Annotated in this window: 16 protein-coding genes; 4 read left to right on the top strand and 12 right to left on the bottom strand. The window is 48.5% G+C overall.

Going from position 1 to position 21,665, the window contains the following annotated elements; translation table 11 throughout:
* The first annotated feature begins 235 nt into the window (after positions 1-235).
* Both AAIH57_RS08980 and AAIH57_RS08975 read left to right on the top strand, forming a co-directional pair.
* Positions 236-934, top strand: coding sequence for a response regulator transcription factor (locus AAIH57_RS08980; protein ID WP_430021382.1), 699 nt, complete (start codon positions 236-238; stop codon positions 932-934).
* Positions 931-2,418: a HAMP domain-containing sensor histidine kinase gene (locus tag AAIH57_RS08975; protein ID WP_430021381.1), complete on the top strand. Its 1,488-nt coding sequence runs from the start codon at positions 931-933 to the stop codon at positions 2,416-2,418. Before AAIH57_RS08980 ends, AAIH57_RS08975 begins: the two co-directional genes overlap by 4 nt.
* Here AAIH57_RS08975 and AAIH57_RS08970 read toward each other — a convergent pair.
* Positions 2,409-2,657, bottom strand: coding sequence for a hypothetical protein (locus tag AAIH57_RS08970; protein WP_430021380.1), 249 nt, complete (start codon positions 2,655-2,657; stop codon positions 2,409-2,411). The two genes, AAIH57_RS08975 and AAIH57_RS08970, sit on opposite strands and share 10 nt — an antisense overlap.
* Positions 2,658-3,068: 411 nt before the next feature.
* Between AAIH57_RS08970 and AAIH57_RS08965 the strand changes: the two genes are divergently transcribed.
* The gene (locus AAIH57_RS08965; RefSeq protein ID WP_430021379.1) at positions 3,069-3,875 is read left to right on the top strand and encodes a hypothetical protein; all 807 of its coding nucleotides are present in this window, start codon (positions 3,069-3,071) and stop codon (positions 3,873-3,875) included.
* A gap of 144 nt (positions 3,876-4,019) precedes the next feature.
* Here AAIH57_RS08965 and AAIH57_RS08960 read toward each other — a convergent pair whose 3' ends face one another.
* Together AAIH57_RS08960 and AAIH57_RS08955 are read right to left on the bottom strand one after the other, a co-directional pair.
* Positions 4,020-4,946: a helix-turn-helix domain-containing protein gene (locus tag AAIH57_RS08960; protein WP_430021378.1), complete on the bottom strand. Its 927-nt coding sequence runs from the start codon at positions 4,944-4,946 to the stop codon at positions 4,020-4,022.
* 154 nt (positions 4,947-5,100) lie between these two features.
* Positions 5,101-8,310, bottom strand: coding sequence for a stalk domain-containing protein (locus AAIH57_RS08955; RefSeq protein WP_430021377.1), 3,210 nt, complete (start codon positions 8,308-8,310; stop codon positions 5,101-5,103).
* A gap of 285 nt (positions 8,311-8,595) precedes the next feature.
* Here AAIH57_RS08955 and AAIH57_RS08950 point away from each other — a divergent pair, with 285 nt between their 5' ends.
* On the top strand, positions 8,596-9,564 hold the full coding sequence (locus AAIH57_RS08950) for a hypothetical protein (protein WP_430021376.1): 969 nt from the start codon (positions 8,596-8,598) through the stop codon (positions 9,562-9,564).
* Between the two features lie 89 nt (positions 9,565-9,653).
* Here AAIH57_RS08950 and AAIH57_RS08945 read toward each other — a convergent pair whose 3' ends face one another.
* The 9 genes from AAIH57_RS08945 to purD form a co-directional block, all read right to left on the bottom strand.
* Positions 9,654-10,244: a GNAT family N-acetyltransferase gene (locus AAIH57_RS08945; protein WP_430021375.1), complete on the bottom strand. Its 591-nt coding sequence runs from the start codon at positions 10,242-10,244 to the stop codon at positions 9,654-9,656.
* Positions 10,245-10,255: 11 nt separating this feature from the next.
* A complete protein-coding gene (ilvA, locus tag AAIH57_RS08940) occupies positions 10,256-11,548 on the bottom strand; it encodes a threonine ammonia-lyase IlvA (protein ID WP_175394052.1) in 1,293 nt (430 codons plus the stop codon).
* Positions 11,549-11,610: 62 nt separating this feature from the next.
* The gene (locus tag AAIH57_RS08935; RefSeq protein WP_430021374.1) at positions 11,611-12,501 is read right to left on the bottom strand and encodes an alpha/beta fold hydrolase; all 891 of its coding nucleotides are present in this window, start codon (positions 12,499-12,501) and stop codon (positions 11,611-11,613) included.
* Positions 12,502-12,716: 215 nt separating this feature from the next.
* Complete coding sequence (locus tag AAIH57_RS08930) at positions 12,717-15,008, bottom strand: beta-glucosidase (protein WP_430021373.1); 2,292 nt, start codon at positions 15,006-15,008, stop codon at positions 12,717-12,719.
* 234 nt (positions 15,009-15,242) lie between these two features.
* Entirely contained in the window at positions 15,243-15,848 is a 606-nt protein-coding gene (locus AAIH57_RS08925; RefSeq protein WP_175394077.1) for an alpha/beta hydrolase, read from the bottom strand.
* A gap of 14 nt (positions 15,849-15,862) precedes the next feature.
* On the bottom strand, positions 15,863-16,813 hold the full coding sequence (locus tag AAIH57_RS08920; protein WP_430021372.1) for a ring-cleaving dioxygenase: 951 nt from the start codon (positions 16,811-16,813) through the stop codon (positions 15,863-15,865).
* A 256-nt stretch (positions 16,814-17,069) separates the two neighbouring features.
* Positions 17,070-18,152, bottom strand: a complete 1,083-nt coding sequence (locus AAIH57_RS08915; protein WP_175394049.1) for a hemolysin family protein — start codon at positions 18,150-18,152, stop codon at positions 17,070-17,072.
* 177 nt (positions 18,153-18,329) lie between these two features.
* The gene (locus tag AAIH57_RS08910; RefSeq protein WP_430021371.1) at positions 18,330-19,670 is read right to left on the bottom strand and encodes a hemolysin family protein; all 1,341 of its coding nucleotides are present in this window, start codon (positions 19,668-19,670) and stop codon (positions 18,330-18,332) included.
* Between the two features lie 702 nt (positions 19,671-20,372).
* Positions 20,373-21,638, bottom strand: a complete 1,266-nt coding sequence (gene purD, locus AAIH57_RS08905; RefSeq protein WP_430021370.1) for a phosphoribosylamine--glycine ligase — start codon at positions 21,636-21,638, stop codon at positions 20,373-20,375.
* Positions 21,639-21,665: the final 27 nt, after the last annotated feature.

Genomic DNA, 21,665 nt, shown 5'->3' with positions numbered 1-21,665 from the left:
ATTCCCCAGTCAAAAAAGAGAACATTATAAAATCTTTAGAATTGGCTTGTATCTTCAATGTATCGGCAAAATCATGCCTGAAGTGAATGAAAAGGTTCGAGATTCAATTCATATAACGTATTCTGTTTTTACGCTCATGGAAATTTTAGGTACAATGAAGATTCAACATTTTAAAGGAAACGGAGACGGCAGTTTAAGGTTACATTTGCTTAAATGATCCTGCCAGGAAAACATCATGAACGAGAATATTTTGATTGTAGACGACGAAAAGGATATTGTGGCGCTGATTCATCAGACGCTATCACAGGAAGGGTATAAGGTGTCCACCGCGTCAAGTGGCAGCGAGGCATTGCAGTTACTCAGCAGTAAACCGGATCTCATTCTGCTGGATATCATGATGCCCGGCATGAGCGGATTCGAGCTCTGCCGGTTGATCCGGGATGAGGTCAGCTGTCCCATCCTCTTTCTGAGTGCGAGGCAGGCCGAAATGGACCGGATTCAGGGGTTATCCATCGGCGGCGATGATTATATGACGAAGCCGTTCAGTCTTGGAGAGTTAAAGGCAAGAGTGGCCGCCCACTTGCGCCGTTCCCGTCGCGATGGCGTTCAGCCGCGCGTGAATGAGCCTGCGTTTTACAGATACGGGTCTCTGCAGATGGACCTTAAAGGCCGCAGTGTGATGATTATGCAGCACGCCATCCCGCTAACGCTCAAGGAATACGATCTGGTGGAACTGCTTGCGACGCATCCTGGACAGGTTTTCTCCAAGGAACAGCTGTATGACCGCATCTGGGGACTGGAAGCCACAGGGGATACTACCACGATCACGGAACATGTCAAAAAAATAAGGGCCAAGCTGGCAGCAGCTGACCCGGATCATGTGTATATCTCAACGGTATGGGGTGTCGGGTACAAGTGGGAGCCAGTACGATGATTAAGGAACGCTGGCCGATCAAAAAACAATTAGTCTGGGCATTTGTCCTCGTCATGGTGATCAGCATCTTACTGACCCTCCTGACGTGGGCTGCAGGCGTGTCCTTTCTGTTTTCCAACCAGTGGCTGCAGCCCGCCAACTATTATGAGTCTCAAATCCCCGAAATTCAGCAGAAGGTACAGGAGCAGGCGAGGCATAAAATCCAGTGGACCGACACCGCCAATCAGGCGAAACTGGAGCAGCTGCTGCCTCCGGAAGGCATCACCTATCAGGTTGTGGATACCCGCGGCACCAGGAGATACGGAACGATTCAGGAACAGGTCTTGGAAAATGAAACGGACCTGCTGAGCAGGCTGAATAGCAAAACGGTCACAGATAGTACACTCGGATTCGGCGGGCTGGTTACGCTCATTTCCCCTCTGAGCGGAGAGCGTGGAACCTATTCCGGGGCACTTGTGCTCCAGTACAGGTTGGAAACCAGTCCCTCTCCCTCCGTGTCCCCCGTTTGGACGAATACGTTTCTCGTGCTCATGCTGGCTTCTCCATTTGTTTATATTGCAGCTGCGACTTGGTTTATGGCAGGCAGAGTGGGTCGCAACGTGAAGCGGCCGATTGAGGACCTTATTCTGGCTTCCAAACGCATCAAAGAGCAGGATCTGGACTTTACTCTGGATAATCACGCCCCCAATGAGCTCGGACTGCTCTCCGCTTCCTTCGAGGACATGCGTAAAGAACTGAAAAGTGCACTGACTCGGGAATGGAAACTTCAGCAGGAACGGAGTGAACTGATGGGAGCCATCAGTCACGATTTCCGCACGCCAATGACAGTGATTCAGGGCCACGTGGAACTTCTCAAGGATTCACCCAAGCATGTGGTACAGAACGCCGAAAGTATCAGCAGTCATCTGGACGTCATTGACCATAATGTGAAACGAATTAATCGCCTGATCCAGGATATGACGGTAGCCGCTGGAACTGATTTTGATTACTTTCCACTTCGCCGGGAACCGGTTGATCCATCTTCCTTCTGGGAGATGAAACAGCGTGAGGTGCGTTTTTTGTGTTCCAGCCAAGGTGTGCAATCCGAATTCAGATTCGTGGATCGACGGCTCCATACTTCTTCGCCTCTTTTACTGGATGTACAAAGGGTCGGTCAGGTATTGGATAATCTGGTGGCTAACAGTTTGCGATATGTACCCCCGAAAGGGGAAATCAGACTGGATGTGGATATACAGGATCTTGGTGTGATGCAGGTTACCGTTTGCGATACAGGTCCAGGCTTTACCGAAGCGGATCTGCCGCATTTGTTTGACCAGTTCTATCATGGACACCAGGGACAGACCGGGCTGGGCCTGTTCACGGCCAAACGCATCGTGGAGAAGCACGGTGGAACCATAAACGCCAGTAACCTGCCTAAAGGCGGAGCATGTATTACGTTTACACTGGATATCGGGCATTCATCGCCCGAAAGTTTCTACTCGTAACTCCGGCGGAACATCTCATGGGTCTCTACTTGACCCTCCCACCGATGCTCACGTGCAAAATCGGAACTTTCCCAGAAGCTGCCTGTCTTATCGGGACCTTCGCCAAGTTCAACTGCAAATTCGGTATCCTCTGCTGCTCCCTGTCCCATGGGAACCACTTCATCCTTTACGCCACGGGAGTTGCTGTTCAGCAGCAGCTTCCGGGTTAATTCATTATTTCTATCGTTGGCTTGATTCATGTCTGCACACTCCCATCACTGGTTTTCGTTTTGAAATACTATTGTGATGGAAATGGCTGTCCTTTATGCATACTTCACACAATCGTTAGATATGGGTTGATCTTATGCATATTTCGCAGGGAAATTGGGGAAATTAATCAATAATATGTACATGCAATTGACCTCGGACTCCTTCCGGCGAAAGGGATTGGATTCATGGAACTTCTGTTTGAATGGGTACGTGCTCACGGCAAACTGGTATTGTTGTGCACTTGTGTCATTTTGGCCTGCGTATGGCTCTGGATACATCACACTCAGCTCTTTTATAAGGAATGACTTTGCGAAACAAGTGCCCTTCCCGTATACTAAAATACCGTCAGGGTCTTCAGGGAACTGGGGATCTGTAACGTGTTCAGACAGGGGGAGCAATCATTGGGGATTTCCTATAAAAAGCTTAAAGAAATACAAAACCGGCAAATGACCGAGATGAGCCGGATGACGCCTGAAAATGTAAAATTGTTCGACCAGATTAGCGGGATTGCCCGCAGAACCAACGCAGATGAGAGAACGCAGGAAGAATGGATTCTGTCTGCAGGAAAAGCCATTGTACAAGCACAGCGGGATGGCAAGTCTGCCAGGGAATTGTATGGAGCCGATCTGGAGCAGGACATAAACTCACGTCTGGAATCAGGTACAGAATCGGCAGGTCCTTCAACGCTACCTGTGGGTAAGGGCCAATCTAATAAATCAAAACCTAATAAACAGGATATGCCTGCTCCAACATCTCCGGGCAATGGAACGGCGAATGGAGAGACTGCCGGTCCAGTCAAACGTACGCCCAAGTGGTACGTGATGATTGCCTGGGCGGCGATTTCCTTTGTCATGCTGATTCAGGGCGGAGCTGGACTATTTATCGGCTGGAGCGGTGGAGATACGGAACCATTCAGTCATATCAGTCTGTTTTCGCTCATCATTACAGCTGTTGGTGGAATTGCACTGGTCGAAATGCTTCGTCGCCTTGCTGAACGGCCGGATGATCAGGGAAAAGATATGACGACCAAACCACAGGTTAATCTGCGCGGCATTGTGATTTATATCGTAATCGTTGTCCTTGTTCTGTTTGTCGGCTATCCACTGCGAGACAGTCTTCCGGTATTTACACTGGCCCCGTGGGTAAGTCTTGTGATCGGAATTGTAGGGCTTGCTCTGTTGAGGCCGCTCTTCGGGCAGAAGAAGTAAGATCTGCTTGGTAAGGATTCATTATCACCTTGAAATGCTCTGAAAACAATTTGTTTTTTGAATATTGCAATCCAAAAAGGGGCCGTAATGGCCCCTTTTTTCATATTCTGTGAATCTTACATGTATGTTCTCGTAAATAACCTTTTACAGTGTTGGTGCCGCACTCGTGTCGATGCTTTCACCTTTTAATTGATTGCGCTGTTTGATCCCTCTGCCAGGCGTCTCTCCGAATTCCCGTTTGAACATGCGGATAAAATAGTTGACCTCCATGCCAACCGTCTCTGCCGCCTCCCTTACACTTGCCCGTGGATGCTCGTCCAGCCAATCGGATGCCTTTTGCAGTCTTAATCGCTGCATGTATTGGTGCCCGGTCACACCATGGCGCTGATGAAAGAGACGATTGAGGTGCTGAACGGAATAACCCACTGCTTCCGCCACATGCTTCAGCAGCAAGTCATCCTGATAGTGGGCATGCATTAAGGCTAGAGCTCGGGTAAAGGCCTCACTACCTGGATCGGACTCACGATAATAAGGTGTCAAAGATAGACTCTCCACTCCGGATACATCGGTCTCTTCCAGAGTTGATACGGATCGTGCCATGTCCAGAATGAGCTGATAGACGATTGGGGAGGTATTCCATACACCAGCCTTTCCATCATCCAGCGCGTGCCAGAGACCTGTCGTTCGCGACCAGAACTGTTCGAAGTCTGACAGGTCTCTAGGCCCCGTATGCAGCAACCCTGCGGACTGAAGCACTGATCCGGCTGATTCGCCTCCAATACCGATATATCCGAGCTCCCCATCTGTTCTGGAACGTGGATAAAATTCATGGGCAATCCCCGGTTCCATGACCCACAACTGACCTGCACCCACTGACCATGATCCCTTACCGGGAATCTTCAGTTCGCCTCCGGCGCTGCGCGACAAATAAAGCTGGTGTACCGGAAAACCTTCCGGCCTAAGCTGCACTTTCTGCTCGTGTGTTCCAATACAATACAGATACAGTGGCAGCCGGGAATCCGGCAGCCCGGTCAAGCGAAATGCAAGCATTCCATCATTCCTTTCGGTCATGCTCTACTTCCCCATTATCCCCCTGCTGGCCCGGACCAGCAACGGCCTAGAGAACCTTTTTGACGACAAGAATTGAGTGAATAAAACAAGAAAACTCCCTACCATTTCGGTAAGGGAGCTCTCAAAACAATAAAGATTTAGTTCATAATCTAGGTTAGTTTGATGGTAAAGTACTCGTGCCTTGAGCAGGGTCAGCCGCATTCGGGTCAGTCGGTGGAACTGCCGGATCTGTAACAGGTGCCACAGGAGCAGCTTGCGCAGCATCGAGTTTAGCTGCGCCCGACGGAGCGGAAAGAACACTTGTGTATAACGACGGATCACTTGCTACAGAAAGGATATACACCTTGTACTCAGCTCCGAGTTCAATTGCCTTTCCACTTGAATCCACCGTATCTTTAGATAAGTTGAATTCCCCTGGAGAAACTACTTTAAAATTATTATTTGAGTTTGCAGAGGGCAAATCCAGACTATCTTGAGCTTTTACTACAAATAAACGATATTGGCCAATCCCTTTTTCGTCGGGTGCTTTAGTGAAGCTTACCTTCAAACCTGCATCCGTAACAGTGCTGGCATTCTCAACTTTCGTTATGCTTGCTGGCTGAACAGCAACAGGCTCTGCCGGTTTGGCCAGGATACTGAATTCGTTGGAAGCACCGGACAGATTAGAAGCACGTGTACCTGTATCGGATACCGACAAAACAAATGCTCTGTATTTCTGACCTGCGACAAGAGTACTACCATTAATATCAACGTGGCCGTTATTCAATTGAATGGGATTGCCGGCATCATTTTTGGAAATTTGGACATATGATCTGATACCTAGAGCAGAATTCAAATCAAATCCAGTCACTTGGCCAGATGGAACAATTAACACTCTATAATTCGCAATGCCGCTATCTGTTTTTGGTTTATTGAAGTTTACAGTCACATCAGATGCGTTTCCTGCTTGCCCTTGATTTTTCACCGTTACATTCACGCTGCTCGCTGCCCCAACAGCCGTGTTGGAAGCGAGTGTAATTACATTTGAGCCTGATGACAATGCATTCGCAAGAGAAGAATTACCGTTAACGGCCATGACATAGACGCGATAACCCACACCGTTCTCAATCGAACTGCCATCCACGGTTTTCGAATTACTGGTGAAGTTCACCGTCTGATTGCTGCCATTCTTGCTGACATACGTATAATTCGCGCTGTTCACTGCATTCGCTGATGCCAGATTGAAGCTTGTATTCGTGGATTTCACCACAAACACCCGATAGTGATTCACATTGGTCTCATCCGCCGATTTGGTGAACGTTACACGCAGATCACGTCCATCCCCGTTATCGCCAATATCACTTGCGGCAACATTGCTCGGAGCTGTTATCGCTGCATTCGGGGTCAACGTAATCTGTGACGAGTACGAGGATAACGCGTTCTGGCTGGAGTTGCCACTTGTACTTACGGACAGGACGAATACACGATAGGTTACGTTATTGGAAACTCTGTACCCATTCGTATCCACCATGCTGCTTGGCAGAGTAACAGACAGATTACCACCGGTTTTGTTGACCTGATAGTAGTTGTTTGAAGCGTTAGCTGCGCTCAGTGTGAAGCTTCCTGCGTTACCGGACCGAACTACATAGACACGATAAGCCGAAACCTTTGACTCATCCGATGCTCTGTTGAAAGAAACCCGCAGATCACGCCCATCCCCATAGTCGCTTACATCCGTTACAGCCAGGTTATTTACAGCTCCTGCATTACTGTTCGTGGTCAGTCTCAGCAATGTGGACGAAGAGGACAGCGCATTCGTGTAGCTATTTTGCTGGTTGCCCACAGCCATGACGAAGATCCGATAATCCTGCAGGTTTGTTACGTTATACCCGCTTGTATCCTTCATCGATGAAGGTAACGTGGTGGTAATGTTGTTGCCTGTTTTGTTCACGTTGTAGTACAGACTGGAAGACAGATTGCTTGCTGTCGTCAGATTAAAGCTGCTCGCCACCGAGTTGCGCACAACGAAAATGCGATAGCTCGCAACCTTGGATTCATCAGATGAACGGTTGAAGCTTATTCGAATGTCACGCCCATCTCCATAATCCGAGTTATCCAGGACTTGAGTGATGACAGGCGCCTTTGCGGTATTTACACCCAGTGTCAACGATGATGATACAGCTGAGAGCTTGTTGTCCGCAGTTGCCGCATTGGAGCTGACCGACATAATGTAGACGATATAGGATGTTCCGCTGCGGATCAACTCTCCGGAAGTATCACGTGTGGAAGATGTCAGCTGACTTTTGACCGCTGTGCTGTTCCCTTTATATATGATCGTTGAGTTGGAACTGGAGACTTTATTCGCCGCAGTCAGATTGAACGATGAAGCATCCTTCGCTTTGACGACAAACGCACGATAATACGTAATATTCGAGGTGCTGCTTGGCTGGGTGAAATTAATCTCCAGGTCACGGCCATCCCCATAGTCACTGATGTCGGCAATGCGAAGACCTGTGACAGGCTGGACTGTTGTTTTTACATTGTTTAATTTCAAGGACTGGGCAGACCAGGCGAGTACGTTTTTGTAATTGTTGCTGCTGTTACCCATGGTCAGGACGTACAAACGATAGGTTTCACTCGTGTTCAGCAAATCTCCGTTTATGTCACGTGTTTGAGCATTCAGCGCCAACCTTGGGTTGCTGCCATTTGGAGAAACCGAAGTATAATTACCGGATGGTACAACCGATGCTGCCGACTCGTTGAAGCTGTTCACATCACGGGTTTTTACCAGCATAATGCGATACTCGGATACAGCCTTCTCGGACGTAGGACGTGTAAAGCTGACGGTCAGATCCCGTCCATCCCCGTTACTTCCCGAAACCGATCCATAGATGTTCCATGCCGCATATTTCGTGTCATCCACAGGAGGCGTGGACGTTGTTTTGATATCCACCCGCTGATTGCGAGAGTTCCAGAATACCTTTTCTCCAAATGCTTCGCTTACAAAGCGAATGGGAACCATCGTGTTCCCCTTGATGGTACTTGCTGGCACGTCCAACGTAACCGCTTCCCCATTAATGTAGGCTGTCCTGGAACCAAGCTTCAGTGAAATTTCCTGATCCCCACGGCTGGCTGTAATGGTTTTGGTTTTGTTGGTATAGCCCACTTTGGCATCCAATCCTTCAAAAATGGACCGCAGCGGAACCAATACACGTCCGGCCTTCATCACAGGTGCCTGTGCAGATGACAACTCGGCATCATTGATATATATGCTTATTCGCGCTGCCGCGTCCATGACCGACGTTGGCAAGGCAGACATCAGCATGGCTGATACGGCCAGTGCGGACATGACCTTTTTGACTTGACGTCCTCCAGCTTTTTTCATATTGAATATCCCCATTCTCTTCTTAGTTAAATGTATTTAGAGCGTCTTTCACTTGATTTATTCCTGTAATTTCCTGTGCACATCTAAGACGTCTGGACTTGAACAAAAGTTTCCAATCGCTCAAAAATATTTTCGCAGAAAAGTTCTTCCATCATCTACCTGCCAAAGGTTAAAAATAACAGAACATTTTGTCATTATTCCGAAACAACATCGGTCGTAAATTGGGTTAATGTATAAAGAATCATTATGTTTGTCATTTTCAAAATCTACGGGAGGTTTACAACAATGACATCATTGTACTCATCTGCCAGACGCACAGGGCTCCGTATGCTCATGACAGTTACAGCCATTGCTGTATTGATGCACACCGGTGCCACGGGTTTAACAGGAATGGCTGCAGCAGCCCCCTCTGATTCCGATGCCAAAGTAACCACCAGCAGTTCAACGGTCATTTATAATACCTTTCAATCCATACTCAAAAAAAAGAACGGCTTATCTGGCGCTGACACCTATCTGGAATCCAATATTCATAAAGTGACAACCCATCACGCTACCTTGATGGTTTTGCAGCTGGAGAATGCCCGCATCAAGGGCTTAACAACCATGACGGACCGCATGTTGGTTCCTAATGTTCAGGACAAAATGATCAAAGTGTACAATTGGAACGACAGTTTCACCCAACTGATGGAGCGTACCAAAGACCCTGAACTCCGTTCATTGTTAAAAGAAGCCCGGGACAGCGGCTATCGCCTCGTCATGTTGGAAGGTTCCCTCTATCCGATCATGAATTATATGGCCTTTCAAAAATATAATTCGGATGTCAAACCGGACATCAAGCAGTACATCAATATCATGGCCGTTGAAACAAGCAATTTGGCTGCAGAGGATGGAGCACTGATCATTGGTTATCAGGAGATTCTGAATCGGGCATTGAATCAGGAACGGTTTCTGCAGGATTATCCGAAGTCCAATCGGGTCAAACAAGTCCGAAATTTGCTGAACAATTACACGCTGTATACATTTTATGGCCTGAATAATACTCCGCTGTTTGACTATGAAACGAACACCATGGTGGCGAACGCCCAGAAAGGGTACAAGGCTGTTCTACAACGAAACGCATCCGAAGATAGTGACTTCCTGGCTAAACTAGGTGCCTTTATGGATATCGTCACTGAAGCAAAATACCAAAAGACGACCGCTGTGGAAGAGTGGCTGGATCAGAAAGTTCCGACCACGGACTATACCGGATTCTGAAGCGTTAATCCCATGAATGATGTGTACCTGATTCAAAACAAAACCGCCACAGGATAAGCTCCTATGGCGGTTTTTCAATGCAATCAAACCTATTGAAGCGGCTTGACCATATGGTTATATTCATGTCCTGCAATCACGAGTACATCGTCCTTCGTGTATCCCTGCCGTTCATACAGCATCAAGGCACGCCCATTATCTCGTTCAACAATAAGGGCTGCTTGAGTGTGCCCGAGTTCCCTTCCCTGCTGCTCAAAAGCAGCCATTAGGGCTCGCCCGATGCCCTGTCCCTGATACTTTTCACTTACCGAAAGAGTATCCAAATAATACTCACCGGGACGGGTTTCTTTGACCAATACATACTTCTCATCCTGGCTGCGTCCTGGCCGATCCAGAATCGGCTGGTCCAGACGGTCCGCCTCACTGCCGTCATAGGCTACGAGAATTCCGGCAACTTCTTCACCTTGCACCATCACCGTTACATGACGATAGCTAATCCGGTTATCCTCCTGCACATAAAACTGCTGCAGAACCTGCATCGCCTGCTCATGATTACCCTCACCTGCCAGAGCATATGCGATGTCTCCAATCGCCTGATAGAGCAGCGGGATGACCTGATCTGCATCCTCTCTTCGAGCTGGTCGCAGCTGCAGCTGGGGCTCATTCGTTTTTGGGTGCATCATGGAATGATTCATCAGATTAACATGTTGAACAGGTTCAGGTTTTTGTTCAGCTCGGTATAGGCAATGCCTTTGCGATTCATGCGTTCAATCAGAGGCTGATAATCTTCCTTGTACATCAGCTCAATGCCAACAAGGGCAGGGCCATTTTCTTTGTCGTGCTTCTTCGTATACTCAAAACGGGTGATGTCATCGTTCGGGCCGAGCACTTCCTCCAGGAATTCACGCAAAGCGCCTGCGCGCTGCGGGAAATTGACCATGAAGTAATATTTCAAACCTTCATAAATCAGGGAACGTTCCTTGATCTCCTGCATCCGGTCGATATCGTTGTTCCCGCCGCTAATGACGCAGACAACAGTTTTGCCTACAATTTGCTCACGGTATTGCTCCAGTGCGGCAACAGCCAGTGAACCGGCAGGTTCGACCACGATTGCATTTTCATTATACAGCTCCAAAATGGTGGTGCAGGCTTTGCCTTCAGGCACTTTCACAATATCATCCAGCGTGCTGCTGCAGATGTTGTAGGTCAGATCGCCTACCCGTTTCACCGCAGCTCCATCCACGAATTTATCGATATCATCCAGCGTAACAACCTGTTTGCGGAACATCGCCTCGCTCATTGAAGCTGCGCCAAGAGGCTCGACACCAATCATGCGCGTTTCCGGGCTGACGGTCTTCATGTAGGTTCCGACCCCAGCAGCGAGCCCACCGCCACCAATGGTGACAAATACATAATCTGCATTCTCATCCAGACTCTCCATGATCTCCATCGCTACCGTCCCGTTGCCTGCAATAATCTTCGGCTGATCAAACGGATGGATAAATGTCATGCCCTGTTCGTCACATGCACGCATTGCTTCTGCATAGGCATCATCATACGTATCTCCGATCAATACCACTTCCACGTTGCTGCCGCCGAAGCGTCGTACCTGTTTCACCTTCTGATTCGGCGTGGTGCTCGGCATGAAGATTTTGCCGTTAATTCCGAGCGCATTACAGGAAAAGGCAACACCCTGGGCATGGTTTCCTGCACTTGCGCAGACAATGCCTTTCTCCATCTCATCCGGGGTCAAACTGCGAATCATGTTGTAGGCACCACGGATTTTGAAGGAGCGCACCACTTGCAGATCTTCCCGCTTGAGATACACATTGCAATTATATTTGGCCGACAAAACAGCATCACGCTGCAGCGGCGTTCTTACAATAACTTCACGCAGCACATGATGTGCACGTACGATATCTTCCATGCCAACACCGGCTTGGCCGGAACTTTTGTTTCCCGTTGATTCTTGTTCCACTGGTTTCATCTCTTCTCCACACTCCGCTTATCTTGGTTGGCAATGCAAGCATTGCTTTTTTATTTATTGTATCACTTTTGCCCTGCCCTTGCGCCTCGGGGTGAGTCATTTGCCATTCGCAATATTTCATCAATAATAATCTGTGGTTCGCTAAACATGACCATGTGACCGGATTGATCCGCTTCAATCCAATTGGCATTGGCGAGTCCGTTAACACTCTGACGGTGAGCTAATACGACGGCAGGTCTTATTTTTTGTTCTCCCTTGCCCGCTTTTGTACCGGAGATGATGCTGACTTCCAGCTCCCCCAGCTCAGGAGGGGTATGTCGTAATAAGGCCAAATCATTCAGAAACGGCACCGACTCTGCGACCATCGTTTGTGCGGCCTGCACCGTAAAGTCTTCCTTGTGGTGATCTTGCGCAACATCCTCTGGTTGTACAAACCCTGGCTTGCTGCCCATCTTCCGATACATACCTGTACGTGCCATCAAGGGCATAAGAAGACGGTTCATGGCAAAACTGGCTCTGGCCAAAGCCGAGAAATACAACTCACAGTTCTCGTCCGAAGGATCCACCAGAATGATTCCTCGAATACGCGAAAGATCTGCAGCAGCTGCGGCCCTTACAATCGGACCTCCCCAGCTGTGTCCCACCAGAATGAACGGACCTGGTCCGAGTGCGGTCAACAGATCTCCCAGATCCTCTGCCAACCTGCGCAGATTCCGCTGTTCCGAGTCGGCCTCACTCCGGCCTAGACCCGAACGGTCATAAACGACAGACTGTGTCTGCTCAGCCACGTGTGGCGCCACGAGACCCCACGTGGACCTGGAGAAGCCCATCCCTGACTCAAATACAATGGTCGGTTTACCGGTTCCTTTGGACATATAATGAAGTTTGCGGCCATCCCGTGTCTGAAAAAATGCACTTGAACCATACGAGTGGTTGGAATGAGTAGAGTTCATGGTCTCCTCCTGCCCTGATTACGCATATCGTCATTTCAATAAAATATCGACCTAATTGAAAATGATTATCAATTACTTAAGTATAGGATATCCCCTCCTGTAAATGCAAACCAAAAACCCGATCCGTTCAAGGATCGGGTCCATATTAGACTGGCGAATCAACGTTCAATATTCCTTTCGTATTGCATTTCATTAACTGCAATCTCATTCATGTATCAGGCTCGGATTCCATGATCTTTATGGTTCAACTGATCCAGCAATTGATTCATCGCTTCTTCGCTCATCGCTCCCCCACTGAAAGCGACCAGTGCACGCAGCGGCATATATTTCATCATAGCAGCCATCATGTCGGCGTGGTCACCCGAGTCATCGCCTCCCATGCCACTGGCTTTCTGGAATTGCTGCATCACTTGCTCCAATAGCTTCTTGTTCACCGGATCGCGCTGAATATCGCCAAGCGTACTATTCCGTGTATATGTGGGAATAAATGTTGCCGTGGACTCCACTTTCACACGTGTTTGGAGATGAATGTCCCTTGAAGAGCTGCCCACTTGAATATCAAACTCCCCGGTCTCCACATGCCAGTCTTTCAAATCCACATTGTAGTAAGCAAACGAGCGTTTGTTAAGCGTAAAACGAACCACCTCGGAAGCTCCCGGCTCCAGTTTCACTTTGGCAAATGCCTTCAATTCCTTTACCGGACGAATCACTGTACTTTCCAGATCACGAATATACAGCTGAACAATTTCTTTGCCCGCTCTGGCTCCGGTATTGGTGATGTTCACGCGCACTTCAACTTCATCCTGGTCCGTTAGTTCATTCCGGTTTACGGATAGGTCGGTATATTCGAATGTCGTATAGCTCAGTCCATGTCCAAACGGAAATAGCGGCTCGATCTGTTTCTTGTCATAGTATCGGTAGCCTACAAAAATACCCTCCTTGTATTCCACCCGGTCCCCTTCACCCGGGAAGTTAAGGAAAGATGGATTATGGCTCAGCTGGGCAGGGAACGTCTCGGCCAATTTGCCAGACGGATTTGCCTCACCGTATAACAGGTCTGCAATCGCTCCTCCAACAGCCTGCCCGCCCAGATAGGCTTCGAGCACGGCTTTCACTTGAGAAAGCCAAGGCATCTCCACTGGCGAACCGTTGCTGAGCACCACAATAATACGCGGCTGGACCTTGGCTACCTCTTCGATCAGACGGATATGGTTATCCGGCAGACGCAGATGGGAGCGATCATATCCTTCAGATTCATAGCGGTCCGGCAAACCGACGAAAACGACTGCTGTATCCGCAGCCTGAGCAGCCTGAACAGCATCAGTCATGAGCTGGTCATCCACATCATCCGCCTCAATGCGGTAGCCTGGGGCATAGGAGATGTCTGCTTTTTCTCCAGCGATCCGGGTCATCTCTTCGACAATATCATCGACTTTGGTCGGATTGATGTGGGAGCTTCCTCCGCCCTGAAAGCGCGGTTTGCGGGCAAAGGCCCCAATCAGTGCCAGCTTTCCTTCACGTTTCAACGGAAGCAGCTGATCTTCATTTTTCAGCAAAACCATACTCTCCGATGCAACCTTACGGGCAAGCTGATGGTGCTCCTCCTTGTTGTAGGTCGCCCCCTTCCGCTGCTGATCCACTGCCTTGAAGATGAGTGTAAGCAGCCGTTCCACGGCCCGGTCCAGCTTGTCCAGCGGCAGCTTTCCACTCTCAACTGCATCAATCAACTTCCGCTCTCCGATTCCACCGCTTGCGGGCATCTCAAGCTCAAGTCCTGCGGCAAGCGCATCCGCACGTTCATTCACAGCACCCCAGTCTGAAACAACGAGACCTTCATGTCCCCACTCATCCTTAAGAATATCGGTAAGCAGCCATTCATTTTCTCCCGCATACGTGCCGTTCACCTTATTGTAGGAGCACATGACCGTCCATGGCTGGCCGTCTTTCACCGCACCTTCGAAGCTGGCAAGATAAATCTCACGGAGCGTACGCTCATCCACCACCGCATCAATCGACATGCGCCGCTCCTCCTGATTGTTTGCCGCAAAGTGTTTCAGTGATGTACCCACACCCTGACTTTGTACACCTTGGATATGGCCGGTAGCCATGCGTGTAGACAAGAACGGATCCTCGGAAAAGTATTCAAAATTCCGCCCGCCCAGTGGCGAACGCTTAATATTAACGCCTGGTCCCAGCAATACACCCACTTCTTCGGCCTGACATTCCTCACCCAGCGCCACGCCAACCTGACGTGCCAGTTCAATGTCCCAAGAGCTGGCCAACCCCGCTGCGGATGGGAAGCAGGTCGCTGGCACACTCGACGTCAACCCCAAATGATCCGCGCTTCCGTCCTGTTTCCGCAAACCATGCGGCCCGTCCGTCACCATAATGGATGGGATACCCAGACGCTCCACCCCTTTTAGATGCCAAAAGTCCAATCCTGAGCACATGCCCGCTTTTTCTTCCAGTGTCATCTGCTGTACCAGTTCCCTGATGTTTCGTTCCATAATAACCCCTCCAGTTCATGATGGTGCTATATAACTATATGAAGTAAGCATACAAGCTTATGTAGTACACATTCAAATGTTTACCCGGTTAGTAACTTTTGCATAACACCAGCCATTCATTCGTTTATAAGCAAAGAAGGACAGCCTGATCCTTTCCAGATCAAGCTGTCCTGTCGTCTTGCCGATGTACCTGGATCCGGATTCATTGCCCAAATCCCAAATGAAGCTTACGCTTTACGCTTGGGATTTAAACCATGCTGCCGCAGCTAATGCTTCGGTACGGGTCAATTGGTGGCCCTGACGCTCCCAGTGAGTCTGCACATCTGCACCTGCACCACTGAGGAGTGAAGCAAGTTCTTCCGTTTCCCGTCTCGGCACAATCGGATCATTCTCTCCTGCTCCGATGAAGACAGGCAGACCTTTCAGATCAGGCAGTTCCAGACCGCGCAGCGGCACCATTGGATGATGTAGAATAGCTCCTTTGAATACGTCAGCCTGATGGAACATCAAACTTGCTGCAATGTTAGCACCGTTGGAGTAACCCAGTGCAAAGACATTGGAACGATCGAATCCATACTCTGCAGCAGCTGCATCCACGAACTCACCCAGCTCCGCCGTCCGTGCGATCAGATCTTCTTCGTCAAACACCCCTTCGGCCAGGCGGCGGAAGAAACGGGGCATCCCGTTCTCCGACACGTTACCGCGTACGCCCAAGATACCTGCTCCTGGTGCAATCATCTCGCCGAGTCCTACCAGATCGTTCTCTGTTCCACCTGTGCCGTGAAGCAGCAGCAGCGTTGGGGAATCCGGCTGTACACCTGCTTTATAGATATGTTTCATCGTATTGGTTGTGGTCATGATTTGGACTCTCCTTTCCATTCACGTACTTTGATCGGTGGCAGCAGCTGTTCAATCTGCTCACGCTTTGGTTCATACCAATCAGGCAGCATCAGTTTCTCACCCATGCTCTCCTGTGGTTCATCCCGTGCAAATCCCGGAGGATCAGTAGCCAGTTCGAACAATATGCCTCCCGGTTCCCGGAAATACACGGCATTGAAGTATTGACGGTCAATTACAGGGGTTGGATGGTAGCCTGCTTTCTCCAGATCCCGCTGCATTTGTTCATGCTCTGTATAGTCTTTTGCACGCCAGGCAATGTGGTGCACCGTACCCGCTCCACCAATGCCCCGCTGGAATCCTGTCGATTGAATGTCGATGATTTGACCAATGTCACCAGTTGCCCGGAGGCGAATCAATCCATTCTCTTCCCCTACCTGTTCCAGGCCGAGCATTGAAACCAGTACGTCCGTGGTTTTCTCAGGAACATGGCTGAACAATACTGCGCCGCCAAAACCTTTGATGGCATGCTCAGGCGTCACACCGTTGAATGTCCATTGACTTGGCTGGCCTTCTTCGCGTTCGACCAGTTCAAGCAGCAGGCCGCCTTTGTCGAAGAAGCGGATATATTGCTCACCGAATCTTGTTTTATTTTCAAACGGAATATCGAAGGAAGCGAGACGTTCTTTCCAGAATGGCAGACTTCCTGCCGGAATCGCATATACGGTTACTCCGGTCTGTCCGGAACCAATGACACCTCTCATCGCATTTTGGTGCGGGAAGAAGGTGATGATCGTACCTGGCGCCCCATCCTCATTTCCGTAATACAGATGATACACATCTGGTGCATCGAAGTTAATTGTTTTTTTCACCAGTCTAAGGGCCAATACCCCTGCGTAAAAATCAACATTTTTCTGTGCGTCATCTACAAAAGCCGTAACGTGGTGGATACCTGAAGTTCTGAACATAATCTCCACTCCCTTGGTTTTATTTTTATCATGGTTGGTTTTAGCTGTTCGTTATTCATTGTTGTTTGTTTTGTTTATTTATCTTTAATTTAAGATTCTTTAAATTTATATTAATCCATTGGTGATCGAATTGCAAGCTTTTGTTTTAAAATTAAGATTGTTCGGCTGTTGCTGCTGTTAACCCTTGGTTAAGAGAAAATGAAAACGAAAAAACAGGTTCCCGAATGAATCGGAAACCTGCTCTCTTGAGTCCTATTTAAGTCAATTTTAATCTCTTAGGTGGATTCACCAGATCCTTGCGGTCATATTCGTCCCGAATATCCCCTACGATTTCTTCCAAAATGTCCTCCATCGTAACCAGACCTATGGTTGCACCTTCTTCATTACTCACAATCGCCATATGCACACGACTCTGCTGCATTTGGATCAATACATCTTTAATCGGCGACTTTTCCGAAAAAGCAGGCATGTCATGAATGTAGGCATCCATGCTGAACGTTCTTCCTGCAGCAACGCTGGTCAGCATTTCTTTCGTATTAATAAAGCCGATAAAGTGAGTCGCATCCCCATTGGCGATGACGGGGTATCTTGTATATTCATGCCGGTTCAGTACTTCAATCACCTGATCAAGCGGCATTTCCTTATTCAGCGTAACTATTTTTTCTTTACGAATCATGATTTCCTGAAGCAGACGCTCATCAAACGCAAAAATGTTTTTCAGATAGTCCAGCTCGGTCTGATTGATCTCCCCGCTCTCATAACTCTGGGCTACAATCAGCTTCAGCTCCTCCTCGGAGTGAACGGTATCGTGTCCAGCAGGCTTGATGCCAAAAATACCGAGCAGCAGCCGTGCAGCTCCATTGAGTGCATAGATGAACGGATTCATGATTTTACCAAACCAGTACAGCGGCGGTGCGAGCATAAGTGTCATTCTTTCTGCAAATTGAATCGCCAGCGTTTTGGGTGCGAGCTCACCAATAACTACATGCAGAAATGTGATGATCGCCAGGGCAATCCCGTAGGAAAGCACTGTGGACACTGCTGCTGGCACTTCAAGACGCTCAAACAGCGGATGCAGCATTTTTTCAACCGTAGGTTCACCCAGCGCCCCCAGAACGAGAGCCGTAATGGTGATACCCAGTTGACATGCCGACAGATAATAGTCCAGATTGTGCGCTACTTTCTTCGCCATGACCGCTTTTTTGTTGCCTTCCAAGATCAGCTGATCAATTCGTGACATCCGCACTTTCAGAATGGCGAATTCAGCGCCGACGAAGAAGGCTGTGAGCCCTATAAATACGGCTACTAAAAATAAATTCAATGCTATTATTCCGTCCAATGATTTCCCTCGGTTGAGGGATTCACCTCCAAGTTGAACATTTTAATGGTTATAAATTTCTGATGGAACTTACATGGGTCCACTCTGATGACAGAACAGCCTTCCGATCGCTGTTATCCCCAGGTTTTTTCTGTCCCCTACACTACTACGCAGCCATACTAATATATAGAAACCGATTTAGTTCGCCAGATCGCTCGTTGCTTCTTCAACCCCGGCTCCACTCACTCGTTCAAGCAGAACCTGCTTGATGTGATAATTGTCGGTGTCCACTACGGTCCAGACATAATCACCGTGTACAACCGTATCACCATTTTCCACACCAACACCCTTCTGGAACTGAATCCAGCCGGCAACGGTATCCATCTCTTCGTTACCTTCAAAAATCAGTCCAAACTGCCGTTCCACTTCATCCAATAGTACACGGCCGTTAATAAGGTATTGATTCTCCCCGGTCTCCTGGATGTCGGCCACTTCATCCGCATCGAACTCGTCACGGATTTCACCGACAAGTTCCTCCAAAATATCCTCCATCGTGAGAATACCCGAGGTACCGCCGTATTCGTCAACCACCACAGCCATGTGCACACGTTCCTGCTGCATTTTGATCATGGCTTCCTGAATCCGTGTAACTTCGGAAACGAAAGGAATCTCACGAACAAAATCGGCGAGTTGGTATTGCTTCTGGGCAACCATGTCCGGCAGTATCTTTTTGACATTGACCATACCGATAATTCGGTCCTTATCCCCTTCCTCAATGACAGGGTAACGGGAATAGTTATGCTCATCGAGTAACGGAATGATATCGTCGTAGGTCATCTTCTGATCAAGTGTCACAAGCTCCGTCCGCGGAACCATAATATCCTTCGCAACCCGTTCATCAAACACAAATACGTTTGCCAAGTAAGACAGCTTGGTTTGATTGGTCTCGTCGCCTTCATAACTCTGGTTCATGATGATTTTGATCTCATCCTCAGAGTATGCTTGATCATGTCCTGCAGGTTTCACGCCGAACATCCGCAGAAGGACACGGGATGCACCATTCAGCGCCCAAATGAAGGGATACATCACTTTCCCGAACCAGTAAAGTGATGGGGAGAGCATCAATGTCAATTTTTCCGAAAATTGAATCGCCATGGTTTTGGGTGCCATTTCACCGACAACCACGTGAAGGAACGTCACGAGGATAAAGGCGATGGCATAGGAGGCAACAGACGAAATCGACGGCGAAATATTCAGGTAATCAAACACCGGATATAACAGCCTCTCGACGGTCGGCTTACCTAATGCTCCAAGTCCAAGAGCCGTGACCGTAATACCGAGCTGACACGCAGATAGATAGTAATCGAGATCGGAAACGACTTTTTTGGCGAGTACAGCCTTTTTATTACCTTCGGCAACCAGTTGATCCACTCTTGATGTACGAATCTTAACTACCGCAAATTCGGATGCCACAAAAAAAGCGGTCAATACAATCAAGAGAACAAGTAATGCTAAATTCAAGATGGTAATTATGTCCAATGATTTCCCCGATTCTCAGGGATTCACCTCCAGAAATAGTTACAGCGTCGCTCGTTAACAACGTTAACGGCTGCACGGCTGATTGTTGTTGAATTGGGCGTATGCATCTATGAAAATCAATACATGATATAGATTGTCTATGCTGCATACAGACCTTGTAAGTTGCAAAACAGGAATTTAGGATGAAGTTAATCACAATAAGAAACCACTTCACTTTAATAGGGGCTAACCCTCAAGCTGTCAGGCTGTTTCTCCGATTTACTCCACCTTAATTCTCCATTTGGACAGTTTACAATATCGCCTTCCCAATAGATATCCACCTCCCCTCTTACTCATTCCTGTTTCAGAAAAGTATAACATGTTCTGACTTAAACCATCCAGTTGCACGTCATGGTTTGGTTATGTTCAACGTATATTAATGAATATTTTGTTCACAAATAGCTTTATTCATGTAAACGAGCATTTTTGCATAAATCCAATAAGTGCCTTCGAATCAGGCAGAATGCTGAATGAAGTTACTTACATCTCTAACAATTATATGTATAGAATAGACCCATTTTATAACACTACTACCCGGGGAGTTAACCAGCTGAAACATTATTTTAATGAGGTTAACAAACCAAAAAAGCCCGTTGAATGAATGCTATGCTTCTGATCTGAAGGCATTCGTCCAACGGACTCTAAGTTTATCTTCAACTATGCTTACACCAAAGCTTTGACAGCAATATCCGACCGCTGATGTTTACCTTCAAAGCGGATTCGTTCTGCCTGTTCATACGCTTTATTTCTCGCTTCCGCAATGTCGGCTCCAAGACCCACAACCCCAAGAATACGTCCACCATTCGTGACCCAGTCTCCGGATTCGCTGCGTGCCGTTCCTGCATGAAAAACGACAGCGTCGCCAACTTGATCCAGCCCTTCAATGGCTACACCTTTTGCATACGGTCCTGGATATCCTCCGGACGCGAGCACCACACATACAGCGGCCTCTTCGCTCCACTCAATTTCAATGTCTGCCAGTTTACCATGAACAGTGGCCCAGAAGATGTCGAGCAGGTCACTTTTCAAACGAGGGAGGACAACCTGTGTCTCAGGATCACCAAAACGCGCGTTAAATTCAATCGTTTTGGGTTTGCCATCCGGTGAGATCATGAGTCCGGCAAACAATACACCGCGGAATGGCCGTCCCTCGGACACCATCGCTTTGGCGGTTGGTTTGATGATTGTTTCGACAGCCTCTTCGATAATCGAATTCGGGATATGCGGCAGTGGTGAATATGTACCCATGCCACCCGTGTTAGGCCCCTGGTCATTGTCGAAGACAGGCTTGTGATCCTGCGCAGCGGCCATCGGACGTACCGTCTCCCCGTCGACAAAAGCCAAAATGGACATTTCCTGACCTGCGAGGAATTCCTCAATGATGACTTTGGCTCCAGCTTCCCCGAACACTTTCTCCACCATAATACTGCGCAGCGCCTGATTCGCTTCCTCACGGGAATAGGCTACGGTTACGCCCTTGCCAGCTGCCAAACCGTCAGCCTTGATGACCACCGGAATCGCCTGAGCATCCAGATAAACCTGTGCCTGTTCGTAATTGTCGAATTTCTCATAGGCTGCAGTTGGGATATTGTACTTGTGCAGCAGGTCCTTCATGAACGTTTTACTGCCTTCAATCTCTGCTGCATTACGACGTGGTCCGAAGACGGGGATGCCTGTGGAATCAAACGCATCCACAATCCCGTCCGCCAGCGGATCATCCGGCCCGATCACCACGAGATCCACCTTAAGTTCCACGGCGAGAGCCTTCAATTTATCGAATTCATTCACTGCAACCGGGTGACACTCGGCGAGCTGTGCAATGCCTGCATTTCCCGGCGCACAGTGAATCTTGCCTGCTTTCGGACTTTTCGCCAGCGCCCAGATGATCGCATGTTCCCGGCCGCCGCCACCCACTACCAGAATATCCATTCGTTCCGTTCCCCCTCATGAATTTCA

Source organism: Paenibacillus sp. MABNR03 (assembly GCF_050455445.1).
In the GTDB taxonomy this organism is placed as follows: Bacteria; Bacillota; Bacilli; order Paenibacillales; family Paenibacillaceae; genus Paenibacillus; species Paenibacillus xylanilyticus.
This window is presented reverse-complemented; position numbering and strand designations above follow the sequence as displayed.